The organism is Nocardiopsis akebiae (assembly GCF_018316795.1).
GTDB lineage: Bacteria > Actinomycetota > Actinomycetes > Streptosporangiales > Streptosporangiaceae > Nocardiopsis > Nocardiopsis dassonvillei.
Window position 1 is genome coordinate 4,485,247 of sequence record NZ_CP074132.1, and the last position, 20,896, is coordinate 4,506,142.

The window sequence follows — 20,896 nt, forward strand, 5'->3', positions numbered from 1 at the left end:
GGGGCCCCGCGGGCCACCCGACCGGTCAGGGCCGCTGGTCGGCCTGATCTTCGGCCTGCTGGTCCGTCCGCTCTTCGGCCTGCTGGTCCGCCGTCGCCGCGCGGGAGAGGCGGTTGAGGACGTCGAGCTGGGCGGGGTTGTACAGGTCGTTCAGCGCCGTGGTGAAGGCCTGCGCGGCCTTGTGCCGGTCGATGGCCGTCGTGGCCTCGGAGATGCGCAGCTCCGGACGGTCGGACAGAACGTCGCGGGAGGCGTTCCACAGCCGTTCGGCGAGCTCCTGCCGGGTTCGCTCGTCGGCGTCGGTGGGCAGGTTGTTGAACTCCTCGTCGGAGGCACCGGAGCCGTAGGCGCGCACCAACTCCGTGAGGGCCCGCTGCGTCTGCGGCGTGAACAGGCGCGCCATGACCGCGGCCAGCGAACGGTCGGCCTCGGTCATGGCGATCCCGGCGGTGGCCAGGGCCATGTCGGGCGGTAGTTCGGTCGGCCCGGACCCGCGCAGCGCCAGGGCCAGCTCCTCGCGCATCCGCCGCAGGCGTTCGATGGCCTGGACGAGTTCGTCGTCCAGCGCCCGCAGCTCCTGCTCGGGGTAGGCGTCGGCCTCCCCCATCTCGGCGATCTGCACCAGGGAGAACCCCAGGTCCGACAGCCGCTTGACGCGCAGGACCCGCACCAGGTGCTCGACCCTGTAGCGCTTGTAGCCGTTGGCGCCGCGCTCGGGCTCGGCCAGCAGACCGACCTCGTGGTAGTGCCGCACCGTCCGCAGGGTCGTTCCGGCCAGCTCGGCCAGTTGACGGGTGCTCCACGCCATGACGTTACCTCCGCGCTCACGGTCCGGCGGCCTTCGCTCCACCAGGAACGCTAGTGCAGACCAGGCGGTCCGCGACCAGTACCGCGTGTCCGGTCACCGTGGGCCGAGGACCGCGCACCCGACCGGGGTCGCGGGCCGGGCAGCACGGTGGTCGGCTGTGAGCGGGTGAGCGGGGTGGACGCCTCTCCGCAGGCGGACCGATTGCCCTTCCACGGGCAGCCCGGTTGCTTTTGCACAGGCGGACGACACGGACTGGTGGGGTGAGGACCGGGGGACGTAGGCTCGGATCCGGGGGCTGTCGCGCCGCCCATGAGCGCGCCACGCGCCCCCGAATCCAGTGTCCCCCGGCCCCGCCCTATCCGGCCAGGCCCCGTTCCGTCCCTGTGGACAGACCCCCGGGGACGAGCGGCCGGAGACAGGCTTCCGGGGACGGGCGACCGCGAACAGGACCCCTGGAACGGGCTCCCGGAGACAAGCGAGCGGCGATCAGGGCCCGCGCCCGGCGCGCACGAGCGGTCCTCAGACCGGACGGCGCGGACCGCGGCGGCGCGAGGCCGACCCGCTACCCGAGGCCGCACCGCGCCCAGCCGATCCGCCGCGCCCAGCCGACCCGCGCGATCCGCCGCGCGAACCCGCTCCGCGACCGCCCTGGCGGCGCTGCTCCTCCCGGGGAGCGCTGGGCAGAGTCACCGGAACACCGGAGGGCTCGCGGGCGCCGGTCACCCGGGCCAGCTCGGGGTCGTCGGCGCTCACCTGTGCGACGTGCGCGTCGATCCGGGCCCGCTGCATCAGCCTGGCCATGTCCCGCCGCTCGCTGGGCAGCACGAGCGTGACCACGCTGCCCGTCTCGCCCGCGCGCGCGGTGCGTCCGCCCCGGTGCAGGTAGTCCTTGTGGTCCGTGGGCGGGTCGATGTTGACCACCAGGTCCAGCCCGTCCACGTGGATGCCGCGCGCGGCGACGTTGGTGGCGACCAGCGCGGTGACCGTGCCGTCCTTGAACTGCTTGAGGGTGCGGGTGCGCTGGGGCTGGGACCGGCCGCCGTGCAGCGGCGCCGCCCGGACGCCGCTGTTGAGCAGGTGCTTGGCCATGCGGTCCACGGCGTGCTTGGTGTCCAGGAACAGGATGACCTGCCCCTCCCGGGCCGCGATGCGGGTGGCGGTGTCCTGCTTGTCCGTGTGCGACACGTGCAGGACGTGGTGCTCCATGGTGGAGACCGCGCCCTCGGACGGGTCCACCGAGTGGACCACCGGGTCGTCCAGGAACCGGCGGACCAGGGTGTCGACGTTGCGGTCCAGGGTGGCCGAGAACAGCATGCGCTGGCCCCCGGTCGGCACCTGCGTCAGGATCGCGGTGACCTGCGGCATGAAGCCCATGTCGGTCATCTGGTCGGCCTCGTCCAGGACGGTGGCGTCCACCTGGTCCAGGACGCAGTCGCCGCGCTCCATCAGGTCGCGCAGACGGCCCGGGGTGGCCACGACCAGCTCCACGCCCTGCCCCAGGGCGCGGGCCTGGCGGCCGATGGGCATGCCGCCCACCACGGTCGTCGTGCGCACGCGCAGCGAACGGGCGTAGGGGGCGAGCGAGTCGTTCACCTGCTGGGCGAGTTCTCGGGTCGGCGCGAGCACCACGGCCAAGGGGTGGCGGGGCTCGGCCACGCGGCCCTCCAGCCGGGCGAGCAGCGCCAGCCCGAAGGCCAGGGTCTTGCCCGAACCCGTCTGGCTGCGGCCCAGGACGTCGCGTCCGGCCAGCGAGTTGGGCAGGGTCGCCGCCTGGATGGCCGACGGTGTGGTCAGGCCCTGGCGGGCCAGCGTCGACTTCAGCGGCGCGGGCATCTCCAGGTCCTGGAAGGCGTGGACCGGGTCGAGCGCGGGGGTGGTCGAGACGGGGAGCGCGAACTCTCCGGAGGGGCGTCCCGCCTGGCGCCCGCCGGAGCCGCCGCGCTGGGGGCGTCCGCCGGACGGGCGGGGCCGCTGACGGCCGTAGCCGCCTGAGGGGCGGCTACGGCGCGCTTCGGTACGGGGTTGGTTCATATGGGGCCTTTCGCCGCCGACGCGTGCCTGGCGGGAAGCCCTCGGGGGCTTCGGCGTGTGACACCGGGTGTGCGCCGGGAAGAGTCTTATCCACGGCCGGCACGGAGAACCCGGGGTCGTGGCGGAGTAGCCGGACCAGCGCCTGTCGGAGAACGACGGCCGGAGAAACGGTCCGGGAAAAGCAGAACCGGGGAGGGGCCGCCGCCGCGAGGGCGGGCCCCTGCCCCGGAAGGAGTCTGAGCTCGGTCAGATCAGGGTGATGTTGTCGGCCTGGAGGCCCTTGGCACCCTGGGTGACGTCGAAGTCCACGGCCTGGCCCTCCGCGAGCTCGCGGTAGCCACTGCCCTGGATGGCGGAGTAGTGGGCGAAGACGTCGGGGCCGCCGCCGTCCTGCTCGATGAAGCCGAAGCCCTTTTCACCGTTGAACCACTTGACCTTGCCGGTCGCCATGGGTGTTCCTCTCGTTCGGGAGTATGAAGAAAACCGCGGTCTGACGATTTTCCCGTCACTGCGGCAATAACCCGAAAAAGATGTACATCCAACGGGAATCACGACTGCAACTCCACAGAACCTAGCACACCTTCTCCCCTACGCCACAGAAATACCGTGTGTCACATGGCACCGGAAAACGTGGTAAGGATCCACCCGGAAAACACGTTGGTCCCGGCCCCGGGCCCCGGCGACCGCCGCGGCGGGGCGCACGCGCGCCCCGCCGCCTCAGCGGCGCGGGGAGAGCACGGCGGGCAGCCCGAAGCGCCGGAAGAGCGAGGTGTCGAAGAACATCACCGTGCGGGCGACCGCGCCCGCCCCGGGCGCCAGCTCCAGCACCTGGATCCCGAACGCCCGGTGGACGCCGTCACCGCCCCGCATGTACAGCGCGAAGGCGGGCTGTCCGTTGGCCCCGGTCGGCACCAGCGCCATGTCGCCCGGCCCGCTGGCCGGGCAGTGGGCGGCGATGAGGCGGCCGATGTGCTCGGCGCCGCGCACCCACGTGGCGAAGGGCGGCATCTCGAACACCGCGTCGGCGGTGAACAGCTCGGTGATCGCCGAGATGTCGTAGGACTCGAACGCGTCGACGTAGCGGTTGAGGAGCTCGCGCTGTTCCGGCAAGGGCTCGGCCACCTCCTCCTCGGCGGGGGTGACCCTGGCCAGCTGGGCGCGGGCCCGCTGGAGCAGGCTGTTGACGGCGGGGACGGAGGCACCGAGGGTGTCGGCGACCTCGGCCGCGCTGTAGCGCAGCACGTCGCGCAGGATCAGCACCGCCCGCTGCCTGGGTTGCAGGTGCTGGAGCGCGGCGACCAGGGCCAGGCGCACGCTCTCGCGCGCGGCCACGACCGCGCCGGGGTCGTCCGCGCCGACCAGGGCGTCGGGCACCGGCTCCAGCCAGGGCAGCTCCGGGCGGTCGGCCAGTTCGCCCTCGGGCTCGGCGGCGGGTCCGCCGAGCCCGGTGGGCAGGGGCCGCCGCCGGCGCCTGTCCAGGGCGGTCAGGCAGGCCGTGGTGGCGATCCGGTGGAGCCAGGTGCGCAGGCTGGAGCGGCCCTCGAACCGGTCGTAGGCCTTCCAGGCGCGCAGGTAGGTCTCCTGCACCAGGTCCTCGGCGTCGTGCACCGACCCCAGCATGCGGTAGCAGTGCGCGAACAGCTCACGCCGGTAGGGGTCGGCGAGACTCATGAAGTCCTGGTCGGACGCGTGTTCCACCACGACCGTCACGTTACGCCTCCCGTATGACGAAACACACGTCCCCGAAGGGGTCGGCGAACCACGCCACCGTCGGGACGCCCCGCGAGATCCCCTTGCCTCCTGGCCGAAGCCCGCGTAGCGGGGCGTCCCGACGCCGCGGCGGGCGCGCTCGTCCACGACGGCACGGTCCTCTCCTAACTCTCGCGCGCCATGGCGGCGCGGTGTTCGTCGCTGAGCTGGATGATCTGGACGTGGTTGCCGTCGGGGTCGACGGCGGTGCCGAACAGGCTGCCGTCGCGGTCCTCCAGGGGCGCCAGCCATCCGGTGCCCCGCGCGTCCACGCGGGCCGCGACGGCGCGGGCGTCGTCCACGTCGACGTTGAGGATCATGCGGGTCGGGTCGCCCGCCCTGGGCGCGACGTCGTCCCGGCGGTCGATCAGCAGGTGGAAGGCGCCCAGGCGCAGGACGCGGTAGCCGTCCACGTCGACGTCGTCCTGCGGGGAGAGGACGTCGGCGTACCAGTCGTGCAGGCGGTCGGGGTCGGTGGTGGCGAGCAGCATGCCGTCGAGGTTGGGGCGTTCCATGGTCTCCTCCGGGTGGTGTGGTGTCCGGGTCCGCGACGTCCGGTCCGGGCGGTCCCGGGTCCGGTGCCCGGTGCCGCTCACCCGTACCGACTCTCCGGGACGCGCGGACTCATCGGCCGACGGCGGTTCCGCTGCCACCGTTTTTCCGGGCGGGGTCCGCCGCCACCGGCTCCGCTCCCGTCAACCGCCCGCCGGTCCGGGCGCCGGAGCGCTCTCGGCCCCGGCCCCGGGCGTGTCCTCGGCGCCCTCCCCCTCGGCGCCCGCCGGTGCCTCCGCCGGTTCGCGCTCCGGCGGTGTCCCCGACGGAGCGGGGCGCAGCAGGACCACGGCGGCCGCTCCGAACGCGGCCATGGCCAGGCAGCCGATCACCCCGACCAGGTTGACGCCGCAGGTGAAGGCCTCGCGCGCCGGACCGAGCAGGCCCTCGGACGGGCCCGCTGGCAGTTCCGCGGCGACGGCCACGGCGGCGGGCAGGGTCTGGCCCGCCTCCTCGGGCAGGCCCTCGGGAACGCTGACCTCAGCGCGGTAGACCGCCGAGGCCAGGCTGCCCAGCAGGGCCACTCCCATGGCGACGCCGAACTCCCCGCTGGTCTCGGACATCGACGCGGCGGCCCCGGCCCTCTCCCTGGGCGCGGAGCCCACCACGATGTCGGTGACCAGCGCGGCGCCGGGCCCCAGTCCCACCGAGGCCAGCAGCAGCCCGGCGACCACGAGCGCTGTTCCGCCCTCGGCTGGGACCAGGACCAGCAGGGCGAAGCCCGACGCGGTCACCAGCATGCCGCCGCCGATGACGTTGGCCCGGCCCACGCGCGCGGCCAGCGGCCCCGCGGCCATGGTGGCGGCGATCATCGCCAGCGCCGGGGGGACCTGCCACATCCCCGCGACCAGCGAGGAGTGGCCGGCGACCATCTGGAGGTACTGGCTGATCAGCAGGAACGTGCCGCCCATGGTGACCGCGCCCGCCATCATCACGCCCAGGGCGACCCCGAAGGAGGGCTGGCGGAACAGTGCGAGGTCGAGCAGCGGGTCGGGCAGACGCAGTTGGCGGCGGGCGAACACCGCGCCCATGACCAGTCCGAAGGCGAGGGAGGCGAGCGGTCCGAGGATCGGCCCGCCCTCGGCGACGGCCTTGAGGCCGTAGACGACCGGCAGGATGGCGGCCAGGGACAGGGCGACGCTGACCAGGTCCAGCCGACCGGGTTCGGGCGCGCGGTGCTCGGGCAGCAGCAGGGGCGCGCACACCAGGAGCAGCAGCATGACGGGGACGCCGAGCAGGAACACCGACCCCCACCAGAACCACTCCAGGAGGACCCCGCCCACGACCGGTCCGATGGCGGTGCCGCCCATGAAGCAGCTCGTCCACACCGAGATGGCCACGGCGCGCTCGCGCGGGTCGGTGAACATGTTGCTGATCAGGGCCAGGGTGGAGGGCATGAGTGTGGCTCCGGCGACGCCCATGAGGGCGCGGACGGCGATGAGCGCGGCGGAGCTGGGCGCGAAGGCCGCGGCCACGGAGGCCAGGCCGAAGACGGCGGCGCCGATCATGAGCAGGCGCCTGCGGCCGATGCGGTCGCCGAGGGTGCCCATGGTGATGAGGAACCCGGCGATCATGAAGCCGTAGACGTCCATGATCCACAGCAGCTGGCTGCCGGAGGGCCGCAGGTCGGCGGCCAGGTGGGGCAGCGCCAGGTAGAGCACGCTCATGTCCAGGGAGAGCAGCAGGGTGGGCAGGGCCAGCACCCCGAGCCCGAGCCACTCGCGCCCTCCCGCGCGTGCGGGGGTCGGCTTCGCGCCGTTCATCGTGGTCTTCCTCGTCCGTCGGATCCGCACGGTGCGGTTCGTTCACGCGTACGGACTCCGAAGGCGGCGGAAACTCATCGGCCCGGACCACGGGCGTTCGGGGCGGTGCCGTGTCGGTGCCTCAGCGGCTGAGCCGCCGGAAGCGCCGCAGCGCCAGCGGCACGAAGACCATCATCAGCACCAGCGGCCACACCACCGCCATGAGCAGCGCGTTCTGCGCGATCCAGGAGTCGTTGGCCGCCACCGGGTTGCCGAACAGGTCGCGGGCCGCGATCACCGTCGCCGACAGCGGGTTCCACTCGGCCACCGGCACCAGCCAGTCCGGCATGGTGTCGGTGGGCACGAAGGTGTCCGCGACCATGGCCAGCGGGAAGACCAGCGAGAAGAACTTCATCGCCGCCTCCGGACCGCGCACCACCAGCCCCAGGTAGATGCCGATCCAGGTGAAGGCCAGGCGCAGCAGCAACAGCAGCCCCAGGGCCGCCAGGGCGGAGAGCGGGCCCTCGTGCCACCGCCAGCCGACCAGCAGCCCCATTCCGGCCAGCACCGCAAGGTCCACCACCGCGGAGAGCACGTCGGCCAGGCTGCGCCCGGCCAGCAGCGAGGCGGGGGCCATCGGCAGCGTGCGGAACCGGTCCACCACGCCGCGCCCCGCGTCGGTGACCACCGCGATCGTGGTGTTGCCGATCCCGAAGGCCATGGTCAGCGCGAACAGCCCCGGCATCAGGAACTCGCGGTACTCCTCGCCGGGAGCGTCCATGACCGCGCCCATGGCCTCGCCGAAGACGAAGCCGAACAGCAGTACGGCCAGGACGGGGACCATCAGCGTGCCGACGAGTTCGTCGGGCTTGTAGACCAGGTGCAGCAGGTAGCGGCGCGCCACCACCCAGGTGTCGGCCACCGCCCAGCGCGCCCGCGCCAGGGGGCCGGGCTCCTCCGGAACCGGACGTCGCGCCTCGGTCGCGGACGCCATGCCGCCTCCCTCCTCCGGGGCCGGCGGCCCCGCCTCGGTCACGGACATCACGGCCCCTCCCCGCGCGTGCCCTGACGGCCGGTCAGCCCCAGGAAGACGTCGTCCAGGGTCGGGCGGCGCAGGGCGACGTCCTCCACGTCCAGCCCGGCCTCGTCCAGGGCGCGCACCGCCTTGACCAGTCCCGCGCCCCGGCCGTCGAAGGGCACCGACACCCGCAGGGCGTCGGCGTCCACCTCGGGCAGGGCCCCGGCCACGCGGCCCAGGACCTCCGCGACCGGCGAGAGCGCGTCGGCGTCGGCGACCACGGCCTCCACCCGGCCGCCCCCGACCCGGGACTTGAGCTCCTCGGGGGTGCCCTCGGCGATGACCCTTCCGGCGTCGACCACCGAGATCCGGTCGGCGAGGCGGTCGGCCTCCTCCAGGTACTGGGTGGTCAGCAGCACGGTCGTGCCGCCCTCGGCCAGGTCGCGCACGGCACGCCAGACCTCGGCGCGGCTGCGCGGGTCCAGGCCCGTGGTGGGCTCGTCCAGGAACAGCACCGCGGGGTCGGGTATCAGGCTCGCGGCCAGGTCCAGGCGGCGGCGCATGCCGCCCGAGTACTCGCGCACCGGGCGGTGGGCGGCGGCGGTGAGGCCGAACCGCTCCAGGAGTTCGGCGGCCCGCGCCCGCGCCGCCCGCGCGCGCAGGTGGTGCAGGCGGGCGAACATCTCCAGGTTGCGCCGCCCGTCGAGGACCTCGTCGAGGGCCGCGTACTGTCCGGCGAAGCCGATGCGCGAACGCACCCGCGCGCTCTGGCGGGCCACGTCGGACCCGGCGACGCGCACCTGTCCGGAGTCGAAGCGCAGCAGGGTGGACATGACCCGCACGGCGGTGGTCTTGCCCGCGCCGTTGGGCCCCAGCAGCGCGTGCACCGCGCCGGGGGGCACCTCCAGGTCGAAGCCGTCCAAGGCGGCGCGACCGCGGGCTCCGGGGTAGGCCTTGCGCACGTTGCGGGCCAGGATCACAGGGTCGGCGGTGCGGTGCTCGGCTGCACGGTCGTCGACGGCGGGAGCGGGTCTCACGGCGCGGCCTCCTCGACCGGGGCCCCGGCGGCCGGGAGCCAGCCCGGGCGAGCGCGCTGGGCGGGCACGTCCGGCCGGGTGACCTCGGCGTGGCGGCCCAGGCCGATAAGGGCGATGTTGCGCACCGACTCGCTGCCCTCGGTGTAGTAGGAGCAGTGGCCGGGGATGGGGCCGGTGGCGAAGGCGGTGGCGCCGAACCCGGGACGCAGCGGCGAGGGGCCGTGGCCCAGGTCCCGCCAGCGCCCCCGGGGGAAGAAGCGGATCCAGTCCGCGGGGCCCAGCGCCGCCCACAGGTTCCCGGTGAAGCCCAGGTCGGCGACGGAGTCCCCGCCCATGCCGGGGCTGCCCAGGGCCACGCACTCGTCGACGCGCCCGTGCCGCAGGGCCAGCCCGCACACGACGGTGCCGTAGCTGTGCCCCACCAGCGTGACGCGGGCGGTGCGGGGCAGGAAGGCCGTCAGGCGGGCCAGGTCCTCGGCGCCGCGTTCGGCCGGTCCCCGGAAGGCGGCCTCCGCGAAGCCGCGCGGGGTGTCGTAGCCGACCCAGACCACGACGGCGGAGCGCTCCTCGGGGGCGAGGGCCCGCATGGTGCGCAGGACCGTCTCCCCGTTGACCCGGGGCCGGGTGGGGCGGTTGGCGTCGAAGTAGTTGCCCAGGTAGTTGTCGTTGCCCGGGACCAGGACCACGACGTGGTCGGCCGCGGCGACGTCCCCCAGCGCCTCGACGATGCGCCCGTCTCCGGTCTCGTCGTGGGCAAGGAGCCGCAGGCCGTGCCACTCGCGCTCCTCGTAGCGCAGGGGGGTGGGGGGCGAAGCGTGACGTGGGCCCGCCGCGATCATGACTCTCCTGGGGAAGTTCGAGTGCCGACAGGTGGGGGGAACGGACCCTTTTCACGCTAGGTCCGCGGCGGGGTCGGCCTCCATGGCGCTGTCCCCCCGAACCGGGTCTGGCGTTGACCACCCGGTTCGGTAGTGGTGGCACCACTCCCGGCCGTACGACGCACGGTCAAATTCCGACTAAAGCGACAAATAATACGAAAGGCTTTCGGGTAGGTGGTGGGCGGACAGCCGTGAACTGGACGGACAGTGTCGAGCGGCCATACGGGCGCCAGGAAATACGGTCGTCGCGCGCCGGTGCCCGCTCTCCGCGAGAGCCTGGGGGTACTCCATGCGAGCCGTGGTCTTCGAGAACTACGAGCGGTTCCCGTCACTCACCGACGTTCCCGTGCCCGAACCGGGGCCGGGCGAGGTCCTGCTGCGGGTGGCGGGAGCGGGCGCCTGCCACTCCGACGTCAGCGTGTACCGCCACTTCAAGGAGGGGCAGGCCGGGGCCCAGAAACCGCCGTTCGTCCTGGGGCACGAGAACTCCGGATGGGTGGAGGCGCTCGGCGACGGCGTGAGCGAGCGCGTCCGGGTCGGCGACGCCTACATGGCCTACGGCCCGATCGGCTGCGGGCACTGCCGCATGTGCGTCCGGGGCCAGGACACCTACTGCGAGAACGCGGCCACCATGCCCTACCTTGCGGTGGGCCTGGGGCGCGACGGCGGTATGGCCGAGTACGTGACCGTGCCCGCCCACCACCTGGTCCCGCTGGGCGACGCCGACCCGGTGGAGGCCGCGCCGCTCTCGGACGCGGGTCTGACCCCCTACCACGCGATCAAGGAGGCGCTGCCGCACCTGGAGGGCGGCGGTCGGCACGCCCTGGTGATCGGTCTGGGCGGGCTGGGGCAGATCGGCGTGCAGATCCTCAAAGCGCTGACCGGCGCGACGGTGATCGCCACCGACGTCAAGGCCGAGCCGCGGGCCTGGGCCGAGCGCAACGGCGCGGTCACCGTGGGGGCGGGCCCGCACCAGGTCGAGGAGATCCGCGAGATCACCGGCGGCCGGGGCGTGGACGCGGCCTTCGACTTCGTGGGCGTGACTCCGACGATCGCGACCGCCGCGGCGTCGATGGCCCGGGGCGGGCGGCTGACCGTGGTCGGGATCGCGGGCGGCACGCACGAGTTCTCGTTCTTCGCCAACCCGTACGAGTCCTACGTCACCAACACCTACTGGGGGACGGTGGGAGAGCTGTGGGAGGTGGTGGACATGTACCGGGCGGGGCAGATCCGCCCGGAGGTCGAGAGGTTCGGCCTGGAGGACGCCCTGGAGGCCTACCGGAGGCTGGAGGCCGGGGAGGTCTTCGGCCGCGCCGTGGTCGTGCCGCACCAGAGCTGACCGAACCGCATGGCGCCGGGGCGCGTGCGGCGTCCCGGCCCCGTCCGCGGCTTGTGCCGCCGATGCGGCGAGTGGGCCCGTCTGTTCGGTACGTGGTCGGCGGCCAGTGGGACCGGTGGGGCCAGTGCTCGGTGAAGGGGCCGCTGAAAAAAAATCCGGGCCGTTGAGAACCGTGGAGCCGACGCGACACTCCCACGGGGCGAGAACACGACAATCGGCCGGAGCGGCGGCGCAGGAGCGGCGAAGTGCCGCCGTCCGGGCAAGCGAGAAGGAGCGGAATGACGGGTTTCTTCAGCCCGGCCCTGCTACGCATGGCTCAGCCCCATCTGGCCTGGGTCGTTGAGCAGACGACCTTCTTCGACGAGACCGTGCCGTTCGACCAGTTCGAGGTCGACCTCGCCCAGGAAACGGCGTGGCGCGGCGGTCGACGCCTGCGCGTCGGGCTGCTCGGCAGCTACGCCGAGGACGGAACGTGGCTGTGGGGCTGGGCGAACCCGGCCTTCGAGGGGAGACCCGTGGTCGCCGACACCCTGCGCCTGCGTGAGACGGGCGAACGCCACGCGGTGCCGGAGCTGGCCGAGGGGTTGGTGGACCTCAACCACCTCCCCGACCCTCGGCTCGCCTCCGACCACATGTCCCTCATCGCGATGGGCCTGCTCGGCGGACGCGGCGGCATAGTGTTCAACCATGCGGGACGGGCGCGCACCTTCCTCACGGTCACCGACCCCGGAATCCCGTGGGCCCCTCCGCGGACCGCCACCGCCGAGCAGTTCCTGCGTCTGGGCGCGATGCTGGTCCCCGGCCCGGAAATCCTGGAGGGCCGGGGTTACGCCGCGTCGGTGGTCGATGGCTACGCCGAGCACCACGGGCTGCACGTCGAGCGCTCGGCGGGGCGCAACACCCTGGAGCTGCCCAGCGGCAACCGGGTCACCGTGGCACTGGACGACTCCGACAACGTCGAGTCCGTGTTCGTGACCGGACCGGGCGGTGCGGCGCCGGTGGAGGAGCCCGCTCACCGGGTGCCCGCGGCCACGGAGGACGCGGCCGGCGCAGGGAGCTTCCAGAGAATACCCCAGGGCGTGCTGGCCCACGTGATGCCCAGGGTCGGTGCCACGCTGCGCCGGGAGGCCGCGCTGGAGGAGTACCTCAAAGACCTGGGGTGGACCGCGGGCTCCGAGCCCGAGTGGGACTCCGCCTCCGGGGTCCTGCGCTACCCCGGGTGCGTGGAGCTGGAGGCCCGGGAGCTCGGCCGTTTCACCCCCGGGCGGGGCCTGTGGGAGTGGGCCGCGTCCGAGGGCGCGTCCGTCCTGCGCTCGGCGGCACGCGAGGGGGGCGCCGCGGACCTGGACGCCGACAGCGCCGACCTGTCCGCCCACCATCTGCCCGGTAGTGTCGCGCAGGTCCTCTCCCGTACGGCGGCTGACATCGACGGCGCGGGGGCTTGGACGGTGGTGGGGACACCCGACGGGCAGCAGGTCCACCTGGCCGTCACCGACACGCGGATTCCGGTTCCCGGCACCGACCCCCGGGTCACCTCCCAGGACTTGGAGGGGGCCGCCGACCTCACGCATCCGTTGGTACCGGAGGAGGGAAGGCGGGAGGCCATGCGGGCGATGGTCCTCGGCTACTTCGACCGCCACGGCGTGCGTCCCATGGACGTCTTCGGCCCCGACGAACTGGGCGGCCTCATGGGGCTGCACGCGGTACGGGTCCGCTTCGCGCGCGACGGCAGCCTGAACCGGGTCGATTGGGGCCTGGCGCACGAGACGATGTCCTAGCGGACCGCCCGCCGGGGGTCGGCCGGAAACGGCCACGGTCGCGCGATGCCCCGGTCGGACCACGTCACGGTCCGCCGCGCGGAAGCATCCGACGGCCCGACCCGGGGCCCTCCCCCTTCCGTGGGGCCCCGGGGCGGGAACCCGTGCCCGGGGCCTTCAGCCCCTGCCGGGCGGCATCGGCACGAACGCGCTGGTGCGCCGGGCGTACTCCGCCCAGCCGGGCCGACCGGACATGTGCTCGTCCAGCAGCCGCTGGCCCGACCCCCGGGTCAGCAGGTAGGTCATCACCACGGGCGCGGGCAGGGTGAGCAGCACCCACCACGACCCCGACAGCGCGACCAGGAACAGCCCCCACCACACGCACGCGTCGCCGAAGTAGTTGGGGTGGCGGGTCCACGCCCACAGGCCGCGGTCCATGATCCGCCCGCTGTTGGCGGGGTCGCGCTTGAAGCGGGCGAGCTGGGCGTCGCCCACCGTCTCGAACACGAACCCCAGCAGCCACACGGCCGCACCGGCTGCGGCAAGCCACACCTGCGGGGATCCGAGGAGGGGCGCGCCGGTGTGCACCGCCACCTGGATCGGGACGGCGACCAGCCACACCAGGAATCCCTGGAGCAGGTACACCACGCGCAGGGCGTAGGCGTTCCGGTTCCCGGGCGCCCCGGCCAGCAGGCGCTCGTAGCGGGGGTCCTCGCCCTTGCCCCGGGAGCGCAGCCCGATGTGCACGGCCAGGCGCAGTCCCCACACGGCGGTGAGCCCGGCAAGCAGCCAGGCGCGTGCGGGGTCGCCCGAGGCGGTCAGGGCGCCGACCGCCGCCACCGCGGCGAAACCGAGCCCCCAGGCCGCGTCCACCACGCTGTGCCTGCCCAGGCGCAGCGCGAGGGCGAAGGTCGCGAGCATGAGCGCCAGCACGGCCAGGGCGGACAGCCCGAGGGTGGCGGCGAGCGCGGAGGCGTCCATCAGCGGCTCCCGGCGCGGTCCGGGCGAACGGCCGTGATCTGGTCCACGCCCATGCGCCCCTCCTCGAAGGCGAGCGCGCCCCCGGCCAGGTAGAGCCGCCACACGCGGGCGGTCTCGGGTCCGGCCAGGGCCACCAGCTCGTCGAAGCGGCGCTCCAGCACCTCCAGCCAGGCGCGGGCGGTGCGCACGTAGTGCTCGCGCATGGCACGCACGCCGCGCACCTCCAGTCCGGCGTCCTCCAGCAGCCCGACCGTCTCGCCCAGGGGGCGCATGTGCATGTCGGGGGCGATGTAGCGCTCGATGAACGGGCCGCCGCCGGGCTGGGCGCCGCGCCGCGACATCTGCTGGACCAGCAGGCGCCCGCCGGGGCGCAGCCGGTCGTACAGGCGGCGGGCGAAGGGCGCGTACTCGTCGCGGCCCACGTGCTCGCCCATCTCGATGGCGGCCACGGCGTCGAAGCCGTCGTCGGTGACGTCGCGGTAGTGCTGGAGGCGCACCTCGACCTGGTCGGACAGGCCCTCCTCGCGGACCCGGGCCGCGACGTGGTCGCGCTGGCGCGCCGAGAGGGTGACGGCGGTGACGCGCGCGCCGTGGTGGCGGGCGGCGTGCAGGGTGAGCGATCCCCAGCCGCACCCCACGTCGAGCAGGCGGTCGCCCTCGTCCAGGCGCAGTTCGCGGCAGACGAGGTCGAGCTTGTCGCGCTGGGCTTCGGCGAGGCCGTAGCCGGGGGCGTCGCTGGTCCAGTAGGCGCACGAGTAGGCCATGGACTCGTCCAGGAGCAGCTCGTACAGGTCGTTCCCGGCGTCGTAGTGGTGGGAGACGGCCGCGGCGTCGCGCTCGCTGGAGTGCGGGCGTCCGCGCAGGCGCGCCTCGGTCGGCGGAACGGGCGGCGGGGTGCCCACCACGCCAAGGGCCAGGAGGGTGCGGGCCGCACGGGCCCACTCGGCGGGGCCGGGCAGCGAGGTGCCGTTCTCGCGCACGCTCGCCCACACCCGGCTCAGGGCGTCGGTGAGATCGCCCTCCACGTCCAGCGATCCGGTGACGTAGGCGCGGGCCAGGCCCAGCTCGCCGGGGCGGGCCAGGATGTGGCGCAGGGCGTCGCGGTCGCGCAGCACGGCCAGCGGGGCGTCGGCGGGACCGGCCTCGCTGCCGTCCCAGGCGCGCAGCCGGACGGGGAGCACCCCGTTGAACAGCCCGGCGGCCAGGGGGGCGAGGAAGTGGGCGGCCCCGCGGGGCGGGGCGGTGGTCGCGGTGGTGCTCATCGGGCCTTCTCCATGGTGATCTGCTCGACGTCGATGATTCCGGACAGGAAGCCGGCCTCGCAGTAGGCGAGGTAGAAGGACCACATGCGGCGGAAGGTGGCGTCGAAGCCGAGGGCCTCCACCCGTTCGGCGGCGTCGGTGAAGTTCCGGCGCCACACGCGCAGGGTGTCGGCGTAGTCGCGGCCGAAGGACAGGCGGTCGGTGACGCGCAGGGAGGTGCCCGCCCGCAACTGCTCCTCGACGGCGGTGACCGAGGGGATGAGTCCGCCGGGGAAGACGTACTTGTGCATCCAGGTGTAGGAGCGGCGCGAGGCGCGCATCAGGGCGTGCTCCATGGTGATGCTCTGGAGGCCCACGCGTCCGCCGGGGCGCACGAGCCGGTCCAGGGCGGCGAAGTAGGCGGGCCAGTAGCGCTCGCCCACGGCCTCGATCATCTCCACGCTGACCACGGCGTCGTAGGTTCCGGTGACGTCGCGGTAGTCGCACAGGCGGACGTCGACCAGGTCGGAGAGCCCGGCGGCGGCGACGCGTTCGACGGCCAGGTCGCGCTGCTCGGCGGAGAGGGTGACGGTGGTGACGCGGGCGCCGCGGCGGGCGGCGCGCACGGCCAGCTCGCCCCAGCCGGTGCCGATCTCCAGCAGTTCGACGCCCTCGGCCACGCCCGCGGCGTCCAGGAGGCGGTCGATCTTGCGCTCCTGGGCGCGGGGCAGGGTGTCGCGGTCGCGGGCCTCGCCGTCCTCGAACAGCGCGGAGGAGTAGGTCATCGTCCGGTCGAGGAAGAGGCCGAACAGGTCGTTGGACAGGTCGTAGTGGTGGCTGATGTGGCGTCTGGACCCGGCGCGGGTGTTGCGGTCCGAGGCGGGTCTGCGGGGCAGGGTGACGTGGCGCAGGGGCTGGAGGGGGCGCGGCACGAGGTTCTCGTAGTCCGCGGCCAGGCGGGTGAGCAGGGCGACGATGTCGGGCGAGTCCCACTCCCCGGCCATGTAGGACTCGCCGAATCCGATGAGGCCGCCCGCGGCCAGACGGCGGTGGAAGGCGTCGGGGTCGCGCAGTTCCAGGACGGGCGCGCCGTCGTCCGCGGCGGGCGCGGCGGAGCCGGTGCGCACGCGCACGCCCGAGCGCGCGGTGGCGTGGCGGACGATGGCGCGGGCGACGGCCGCGCGCAGGCGTCCGCCGGGCACCCGGGCCACGTCGGGCCAGCGCCGTGCGTCCAGGGGCGGGTGGGTGTGGGGGCTGGTCGTGGTCATGGCCGTGTCCTGGTCTTCCGTTCGGTCGCTGGTGTGTGCGTGTGCCCGCGCGGCTGGACGGGCAGCCCGCGCAGGTAGAGGCCGATGCCCTGGCGCCGGATGCGCAGCGCGCCGACCAGCGGCGCGAGGGGGTGGCGCAGCGCCCTGCGCAGCAGGGACGCGGTGGTGGCGGGGCATCGGAGGCCGTGCACCGAGGCGGTGAGGGGCGGGCGCCCGTCGCGGTGCAGGGCGACGGTGAGCGCGAGGCGTTCACCGGGCTCGGGGAGGCTGAGGCGGTAACGGCCGTCCACCGCGTTGAACGGGGAGACGTACATGGCCTTGTCCGCCTCGGCCCGGCCGCGGCCGTCCACGTCCAGGACGTAGCGGTGGCGCTGGCCGTAGGTGTTGTGGACCTCGGCGACGACGCGGCTGAGGCGGCCGTCGCGGTGGTGGCACCAGTAGACGGTCAGGGGGTTGAACACGTGGCCCAGGACGCGGGCGTGGGCGAGCATGAGCACCCGGCCGCCGTCCAGGTCCACGCCGTGCTCGGCCAGCAGGGCGTCGATGTCGGCGCGCAGCTCCCGCGCCCAGCCGTCGGCGCGGTCGCGGCGCGCGGTACCGGTGTCGGCCGGGACGCGGGGGCCGGCCGGGGCACCGGCTTCGGGGAGGGCGCGGGTGGCGGCCGGTGAGCGGTCGCCGTCCACGGCGTGGTCCTTCGCGCGGAACCCGGCCAGGACGCGCAGCGGCCAGCGCAGGCGCGGCGGGTCGTCCAGGTCCACCAGCCAGTAGTAGGTGCCGTAGGCGAAGGCGTTGCGGACGGGTTCGGAGCGGACGTGGCGGACGGTGGCCTCGTACAGCGCGGGCGCCGGGGAGGGCGTCACCAGTGCACCCCCAGGCTCGCGGCGGCCCGGACGCCCGAGCGGCACCCGTCCTCGTGGAAGCCCCACCCGTGGTGGGCCCCGGCGAAGGCGACGACCCGGTCGCTGAGCTCGGGCAGCCGCCGCTGCGCGGCCAGGGAGGCGGGGGTGTAGACGGGGTGCGCGTAGTCCATGGCGGCCACGACCCGGTCGGGGTCGACCTCGTCGGCTCCGTTGAGGGTGACCACGTACTGCTCGTCGGCGTCCAGGCGCTGGAGGCGGTTCATGTGGTAGCTCACGCGCACGGGCTCGGTGTCGGGCTCGCAGGAGGCCAGGCGGTGGTTCCAGCTGGCCCAGACGTCGCGGTCGGCGGGCAGGACGGAGGCGTCGGTGTGCAGCAGGGTGCGGTTGCGCGAGTAGCCGAAGGCGCCGAGGACCTCGCGCTCGGCGTCGGTGGGGTCGGCGAGCAGGGCGAGGGCCTGGTCGGCGTGGGTGGCCACGACGACGGCGTCGAACTCCAGGGGCTCTCCCCCGGCGCGCAGGCGCACCCCCCGGTCCGTGCGGGCCAGCGAGGTGACCGGGGTGCCGGTGCGCACCGCGTGCAGGTTCTTGGCGACGCGCTCGACGTAGGCGTGCGAGCCGCCGGTGACGGTGCGCCAGCGGGGGGAGCCCCACACGCTGAGCATGCCGTGGTTGGCCAGGAAGGAGAAGAGGTAGCGGGCGGGGTAGTCGGTGGCGGTGCCGGGCGGGCAGGACCACACCGCCGACACCAGCGGGAGCAGGAAGTGCGCGACCGTGTAGGGCGTGAACCGGTGGTGGCGGACGAAGGCGCCGAGGGTGGGCTCGGCCGCGCCGGGCGGCGGGGTAGCGGCGAGCAGGCGCCGGGCGGCCCGGTGGAAGCGGGGGATCTCGGTGAGCATGCGCAGGTAGGCGGGGCTGCGCCGGGACCGGTTGGGGAGCATGGCCCGCATGCCGCGCGCGCCCGCGTACTCCAGGCCGCAGCCCCGGCAGCTGACCGACATGCTCATCTCGGTGGGCTGGGTGCGCACGCCGAGTTCGTCGAACAGTCGCAGCAGGTGGGGGTAGGTGCGCCTGTTGTGCACGATGAAGCCGCTGTCGACCCCCAGCTCGCCGCCCGGTCCGCCGCCGATCCGGTGGGTGTGGGCGTGTCCGCCCAGGCGGTCGTCGGCCTCGAACAGGGTGACGTCGTCGTCCCGGTGCAGAACGTGCGCCGCCGTCAGTCCGGAGACGCCCGAGCCGATGACCGCGACCCTGCGCCGACGGAGGGTGTGCTGCCCTGTACCCAATGCGTCCTCTTCACTTCCGGGGGTTGTGTGGCGGAAGTGATTCGGTACCGGGAACCAGGCGGATTGGTCCGTGAAATCACGAAAAGGTCTCGAAAGAGGTGAGGTGACGACCGGGGGCCGAGCACCCCGGCGTCGGCCGCCGCACGGGCGTCACGGCCCGGTCGCACCGGCGAACCGGCGGCGGCGCCCGACCGAAACCAACATCGTGTGTGATGTCATCAACACACTGGAGGCTCTCCTGCTGGCGCGCCCTTATGGACATCTGACGGGACTTTGCCCAATCTGGGGCAATGAGCCTTATGAGTCGACTGCAACGGGCTGACAAGAAGGTCTACGACCACGTGACGGGGTTGGGACCCCCGTCCCTGGACGCCTACACCCCCAAGTTCGTACAGGCGACGGACAACATGGCGCCGTGGTTCCTCATGTCGGCCACCCTCGCCGCCACCGGCGGCCCCAGGCTGCGGCGCACCGCCCTGCGCGCCATACTGGCCGCGGGCACCGCCAACCTGGTCTCGGCGGGGATCAAGCAGATCTCGGGGCGCACCCGCCCGGACAACTCGGCCGTCCCGGCCGCGCGCAGCCCCTACCGCTCCTACCCGAGCACCTCCTTCCCCTCCGGGCACACCGCCGCCGCCGCGGCCTACGCGGCCGGGGTCATGACCGACGCGCCCAAGCCGCTGGCCGGGCTGGTCGCCCTCCTGGCGGGCGGAGTGGCGTTCTCACGCGTGCACAGCGGCGTCCACTACCCCGGCGACGTGCTCGCCGGAGTGGCCATCGGGTGCGGCGCGGCCCTGCTCGCCCGGACGGTGGTGCCGCCCCGGCCCGAACTGGTCTTCGGCGCGCGCACCGTCGCCGACGGGGAGACCGACGTGGACCGCGAGGGCTCCGGGGTGACGGTGGTCGTCAACCCGCGCTCCGCCTCGGGCACGATGCCCGGACTGACCGCGGCCGACGTCACGAGCAGGGTGGCGCGGGCGCTGCCCAAGGCGCGGATCATCCCGCTGTCGGCCGAGGACGACGTGGTCGGGGTCATGGACCAGGCCGCGCGCACCAGCGACGTGCTGGCGGTGGCGGGCGGCGACGGCACCGTCAACGCCGGGGCGCAGGCGGCGCTGGACCACGACCGCCCGCTGCTGGTGCTGCCGGACGGCACCCTCAACAACTTCGCCCGCACGCTCGGGCTGTCCTCGGTGGACATCGCGCTGCGGGCCTTCGACGACGGACGGCTGGCCCGGGTGGACGTGGGCGAGGTGGACGGACGGATCTTCCTCAACACGTCCTCCTTCGGCTCCTACCCGCGCATGGTGGACCGGCGCGACAAGTGGGCCGACCGGATCGGCAAGTGGCCCGCGTTCGCGCTGGCCCTGTGGCAGGACCTGCGGGAGGTGAGTCCGACCTCGGCGGTGGTGGACGGCCAGCCCGCCAAGGTGTGGTGGGCGTTCGTGGGCAACTGCCAGTACCGCACGCACGGCCGGGTGCCCGCGCTGCGCGAGCAGCTGGACGACGGGCGGCTGGACGTGCGGGTGCTCACCGCGCGGGCGCCCTTCCCGAGGCTGCGCGCCGTCGCGGACGTGCTGCTGGGCAAGTTCGCGCACGGCGAGGGCTACTCCGAGCGGCTGACCACGGGGCTGACGCTGACCATCCCGGGCGAGCCCAGGCTGCTGGCCGTGGACGGCGAGGTCGTGGAGGGCTCGCGCACGGTGGTCTTCACCAAGCGGCACGCGGCCCTGCGGGTCTTCGTGCCCGCCGTCGAGACAGACCGGTGAAGCCCGGAAGCGGCGTCCGCCCGACCGTCAGCGGCGGCACCGCCGGGAGCCGCGGGAGGACTCCCGACCGGTGTCGCCGCCCAGCAGGAGGCTGAGCCCCGCCCCCAGCAGCCACGAGTCCTTGGACAGGGGCAGCCCCTGTTCGGTCGGGCGCAGGCTCTGGGGGCGCCGCATGCCCGGGGTGCGCAGGTACAGGCCGAGCAGGCCGGCGGCGAACGCGGTCAGGCCCGCGCCCGCGACGCGGCTCGGCACGACGGGGATCAGCAGGGCGGTGCCCAGGGCGATCTCACCGGCAGACAGCAGCCGGGCGAAGGTCACCGGGTCCACGTCCTTGAGGAAGGGGTAGGTCCCCGCCGCCATCCCGTGCAGGCCCTGCGCGGCCTCCTCGTCGGCGCCGCGCTTCTCCAGCCCGGAGTTGAGGACGAACGCCCCCGTGATGACGCGCAGCGGCAGGTCGCGGGTGCTCAGGGGCAGGTTCATGTCGCTCCAACAGCTGGTCGGGTCCGTGGCGTGCCCGGTCGGCCGGTTCCAGCCCGGCCGCGCCGACAACAGGTCTTTCCGGTCGCCAAGAGTCAGGGAGATG

The 20,896-nt window shown here is 74.0% G+C and carries 18 protein-coding genes; 3 read left to right on the forward strand and 15 right to left on the reverse strand.

Annotation, left to right across the window (positions count from 1 at the left end; genetic code table 11):
• Positions 1–25 precede the first annotated feature (25 nt).
• The 9 genes from KGD83_RS19275 to KGD83_RS19315 all read right to left on the reverse strand — a co-directional run bounded on the left by KGD83_RS19275 (position 26) and on the right by KGD83_RS19315 (position 9,776).
• Positions 26–808 (reverse strand): MerR family transcriptional regulator, encoded by a 783-nt coding sequence (locus KGD83_RS19275; RefSeq protein ID WP_212640509.1) that lies wholly within the window; start codon positions 806–808, stop codon positions 26–28.
• A gap of 519 nt (positions 809–1,327) precedes the next feature.
• Positions 1,328–2,839: a DEAD/DEAH box helicase gene (locus tag KGD83_RS19280; protein WP_212640510.1), complete on the reverse strand. Its 1,512-nt coding sequence runs from the start codon at positions 2,837–2,839 to the stop codon at positions 1,328–1,330.
• 246 nt (positions 2,840–3,085) lie between these two features.
• Positions 3,086–3,289: a cold-shock protein gene (locus KGD83_RS19285; RefSeq protein ID WP_212640511.1), complete on the reverse strand. Its 204-nt coding sequence runs from the start codon at positions 3,287–3,289 to the stop codon at positions 3,086–3,088.
• Positions 3,290–3,556: 267 nt separating this feature from the next.
• Complete coding sequence (locus tag KGD83_RS19290) at positions 3,557–4,549, reverse strand: sigma-70 family RNA polymerase sigma factor (protein WP_212640512.1); 993 nt, start codon at positions 4,547–4,549, stop codon at positions 3,557–3,559.
• A gap of 164 nt (positions 4,550–4,713) precedes the next feature.
• On the reverse strand, positions 4,714–5,103 hold the full coding sequence (locus KGD83_RS19295) for a VOC family protein (protein WP_212640513.1): 390 nt from the start codon (positions 5,101–5,103) through the stop codon (positions 4,714–4,716).
• Between the two features lie 180 nt (positions 5,104–5,283).
• Positions 5,284–6,903, reverse strand: coding sequence for an MFS transporter (locus tag KGD83_RS19300; RefSeq protein ID WP_212640514.1), 1,620 nt, complete (start codon positions 6,901–6,903; stop codon positions 5,284–5,286).
• Positions 6,904–7,024: 121 nt separating this feature from the next.
• Complete coding sequence (locus KGD83_RS19305) at positions 7,025–7,876, reverse strand: ABC transporter permease (RefSeq protein ID WP_212640515.1); 852 nt, start codon at positions 7,874–7,876, stop codon at positions 7,025–7,027.
• Between the two features lie 47 nt (positions 7,877–7,923).
• Positions 7,924–8,937 carry an ATP-binding cassette domain-containing protein gene (locus KGD83_RS19310; protein ID WP_212640516.1) on the reverse strand — a complete coding sequence of 338 codons (1,014 nt, stop codon included), beginning with the start codon at positions 8,935–8,937 and terminating at the stop codon, positions 7,924–7,926.
• Positions 8,934–9,776 carry an alpha/beta hydrolase gene (locus KGD83_RS19315; RefSeq protein WP_212640517.1) on the reverse strand — a complete coding sequence of 281 codons (843 nt, stop codon included), beginning with the start codon at positions 9,774–9,776 and terminating at the stop codon, positions 8,934–8,936. Before KGD83_RS19315 ends, KGD83_RS19310 begins: the two co-directional genes overlap by 4 nt.
• 328 nt (positions 9,777–10,104) lie before the next feature.
• Between KGD83_RS19315 and KGD83_RS19320 the strand changes: the two genes are divergently transcribed.
• Positions 10,105–11,154 carry an NAD(P)-dependent alcohol dehydrogenase gene (locus tag KGD83_RS19320; RefSeq protein ID WP_212640518.1) on the forward strand — a complete coding sequence of 350 codons (1,050 nt, stop codon included), beginning with the start codon at positions 10,105–10,107 and terminating at the stop codon, positions 11,152–11,154.
• Between the two features lie 278 nt (positions 11,155–11,432).
• Positions 11,433–12,932 (forward strand): DUF6882 domain-containing protein, encoded by a 1,500-nt coding sequence (locus KGD83_RS19325; RefSeq protein ID WP_212640519.1) that lies wholly within the window; start codon positions 11,433–11,435, stop codon positions 12,930–12,932.
• Positions 12,933–13,088: 156 nt separating this feature from the next.
• On the opposite strand, the gene KGD83_RS19330 is transcribed toward KGD83_RS19325, so the two are convergent.
• From KGD83_RS19330 to KGD83_RS19350, 5 genes are read right to left on the reverse strand one after another with little or no spacing between them, the layout of a single operon-like run.
• Positions 13,089–13,892: a DUF1295 domain-containing protein gene (locus tag KGD83_RS19330; protein WP_212640520.1), complete on the reverse strand. Its 804-nt coding sequence runs from the start codon at positions 13,890–13,892 to the stop codon at positions 13,089–13,091.
• Positions 13,892–15,154, reverse strand: a complete 1,263-nt coding sequence (locus KGD83_RS19335) for an SAM-dependent methyltransferase (protein WP_212640521.1) — start codon at positions 15,152–15,154, stop codon at positions 13,892–13,894. The genes KGD83_RS19330 and KGD83_RS19335 overlap by 1 nt, the downstream gene beginning before the upstream one ends.
• Positions 15,151–16,401 carry an SAM-dependent methyltransferase gene (locus KGD83_RS19340; protein ID WP_212640522.1) on the reverse strand — a complete coding sequence of 417 codons (1,251 nt, stop codon included), beginning with the start codon at positions 16,399–16,401 and terminating at the stop codon, positions 15,151–15,153. The genes KGD83_RS19335 and KGD83_RS19340 overlap by 4 nt, the downstream gene beginning before the upstream one ends.
• The gene (locus tag KGD83_RS19345; protein ID WP_212640523.1) at positions 16,398–17,261 is read right to left on the reverse strand and encodes a DUF1365 domain-containing protein; all 864 of its coding nucleotides are present in this window, start codon (positions 17,259–17,261) and stop codon (positions 16,398–16,400) included. The genes KGD83_RS19340 and KGD83_RS19345 overlap by 4 nt, the downstream gene beginning before the upstream one ends.
• On the reverse strand, positions 17,258–18,544 hold the full coding sequence (locus KGD83_RS19350; protein WP_212640524.1) for an NAD(P)/FAD-dependent oxidoreductase: 1,287 nt from the start codon (positions 18,542–18,544) through the stop codon (positions 17,258–17,260). Before KGD83_RS19350 ends, KGD83_RS19345 begins: the two co-directional genes overlap by 4 nt.
• Before the next feature lie 299 nt (positions 18,545–18,843).
• On the opposite strand from KGD83_RS19350, the gene KGD83_RS19355 reads away from it, so the two are divergent.
• On the forward strand, positions 18,844–20,313 hold the full coding sequence (locus KGD83_RS19355) for a bifunctional phosphatase PAP2/diacylglycerol kinase family protein (protein WP_212640525.1): 1,470 nt from the start codon (positions 18,844–18,846) through the stop codon (positions 20,311–20,313).
• Between the two features lie 27 nt (positions 20,314–20,340).
• Here the strand turns inward: KGD83_RS19355 and KGD83_RS19360 are convergent, their stop codons facing one another.
• The gene (locus KGD83_RS19360; protein ID WP_212640526.1) at positions 20,341–20,793 is read right to left on the reverse strand and encodes a hypothetical protein; all 453 of its coding nucleotides are present in this window, start codon (positions 20,791–20,793) and stop codon (positions 20,341–20,343) included.
• Between the last annotated feature and the right edge of the window lie 103 nt (positions 20,794–20,896).

Coding starts and splice junctions, on each gene's coding strand:
- KGD83_RS19360 (WP_212640526.1), bottom strand. CDS start 20,793: ATGAACCTGCCCCTGAGCACCCGCGACCTGCCGCTGCGCGTCATCACG.
- KGD83_RS19285 (WP_212640511.1), bottom strand. CDS start 3,289: ATGGCGACCGGCAAGGTCAAGTGGTTCAACGGTGAAAAGGGCTTCGGC.
- KGD83_RS19320 (WP_212640518.1), top strand. CDS start 10,105: ATGCGAGCCGTGGTCTTCGAGAACTACGAGCGGTTCCCGTCACTCACC.
- KGD83_RS19280 (WP_212640510.1), bottom strand. CDS start 2,839: ATGAACCAACCCCGTACCGAAGCGCGCCGTAGCCGCCCCTCAGGCGGC.
- KGD83_RS19330 (WP_212640520.1), bottom strand. CDS start 13,892: ATGGACGCCTCCGCGCTCGCCGCCACCCTCGGGCTGTCCGCCCTGGCC.
- KGD83_RS19340 (WP_212640522.1), bottom strand. CDS start 16,401: ATGACCACGACCAGCCCCCACACCCACCCGCCCCTGGACGCACGGCGC.
- KGD83_RS19300 (WP_212640514.1), bottom strand. CDS start 6,903: ATGAACGGCGCGAAGCCGACCCCCGCACGCGCGGGAGGGCGCGAGTGG.
- KGD83_RS19305 (WP_212640515.1), bottom strand. CDS start 7,876: ATGGCGTCCGCGACCGAGGCGCGACGTCCGGTTCCGGAGGAGCCCGGC.
- KGD83_RS19275 (WP_212640509.1), bottom strand. CDS start 808: ATGGCGTGGAGCACCCGTCAACTGGCCGAGCTGGCCGGAACGACCCTG.
- KGD83_RS19325 (WP_212640519.1), top strand. CDS start 11,433: ATGACGGGTTTCTTCAGCCCGGCCCTGCTACGCATGGCTCAGCCCCAT.
- KGD83_RS19295 (WP_212640513.1), bottom strand. CDS start 5,103: ATGGAACGCCCCAACCTCGACGGCATGCTGCTCGCCACCACCGACCCC.
- KGD83_RS19355 (WP_212640525.1), top strand. CDS start 18,844: ATGAGTCGACTGCAACGGGCTGACAAGAAGGTCTACGACCACGTGACG.
- KGD83_RS19335 (WP_212640521.1), bottom strand. CDS start 15,154: ATGAGCACCACCGCGACCACCGCCCCGCCCCGCGGGGCCGCCCACTTC.
- KGD83_RS19315 (WP_212640517.1), bottom strand. CDS start 9,776: ATGATCGCGGCGGGCCCACGTCACGCTTCGCCCCCCACCCCCCTGCGC.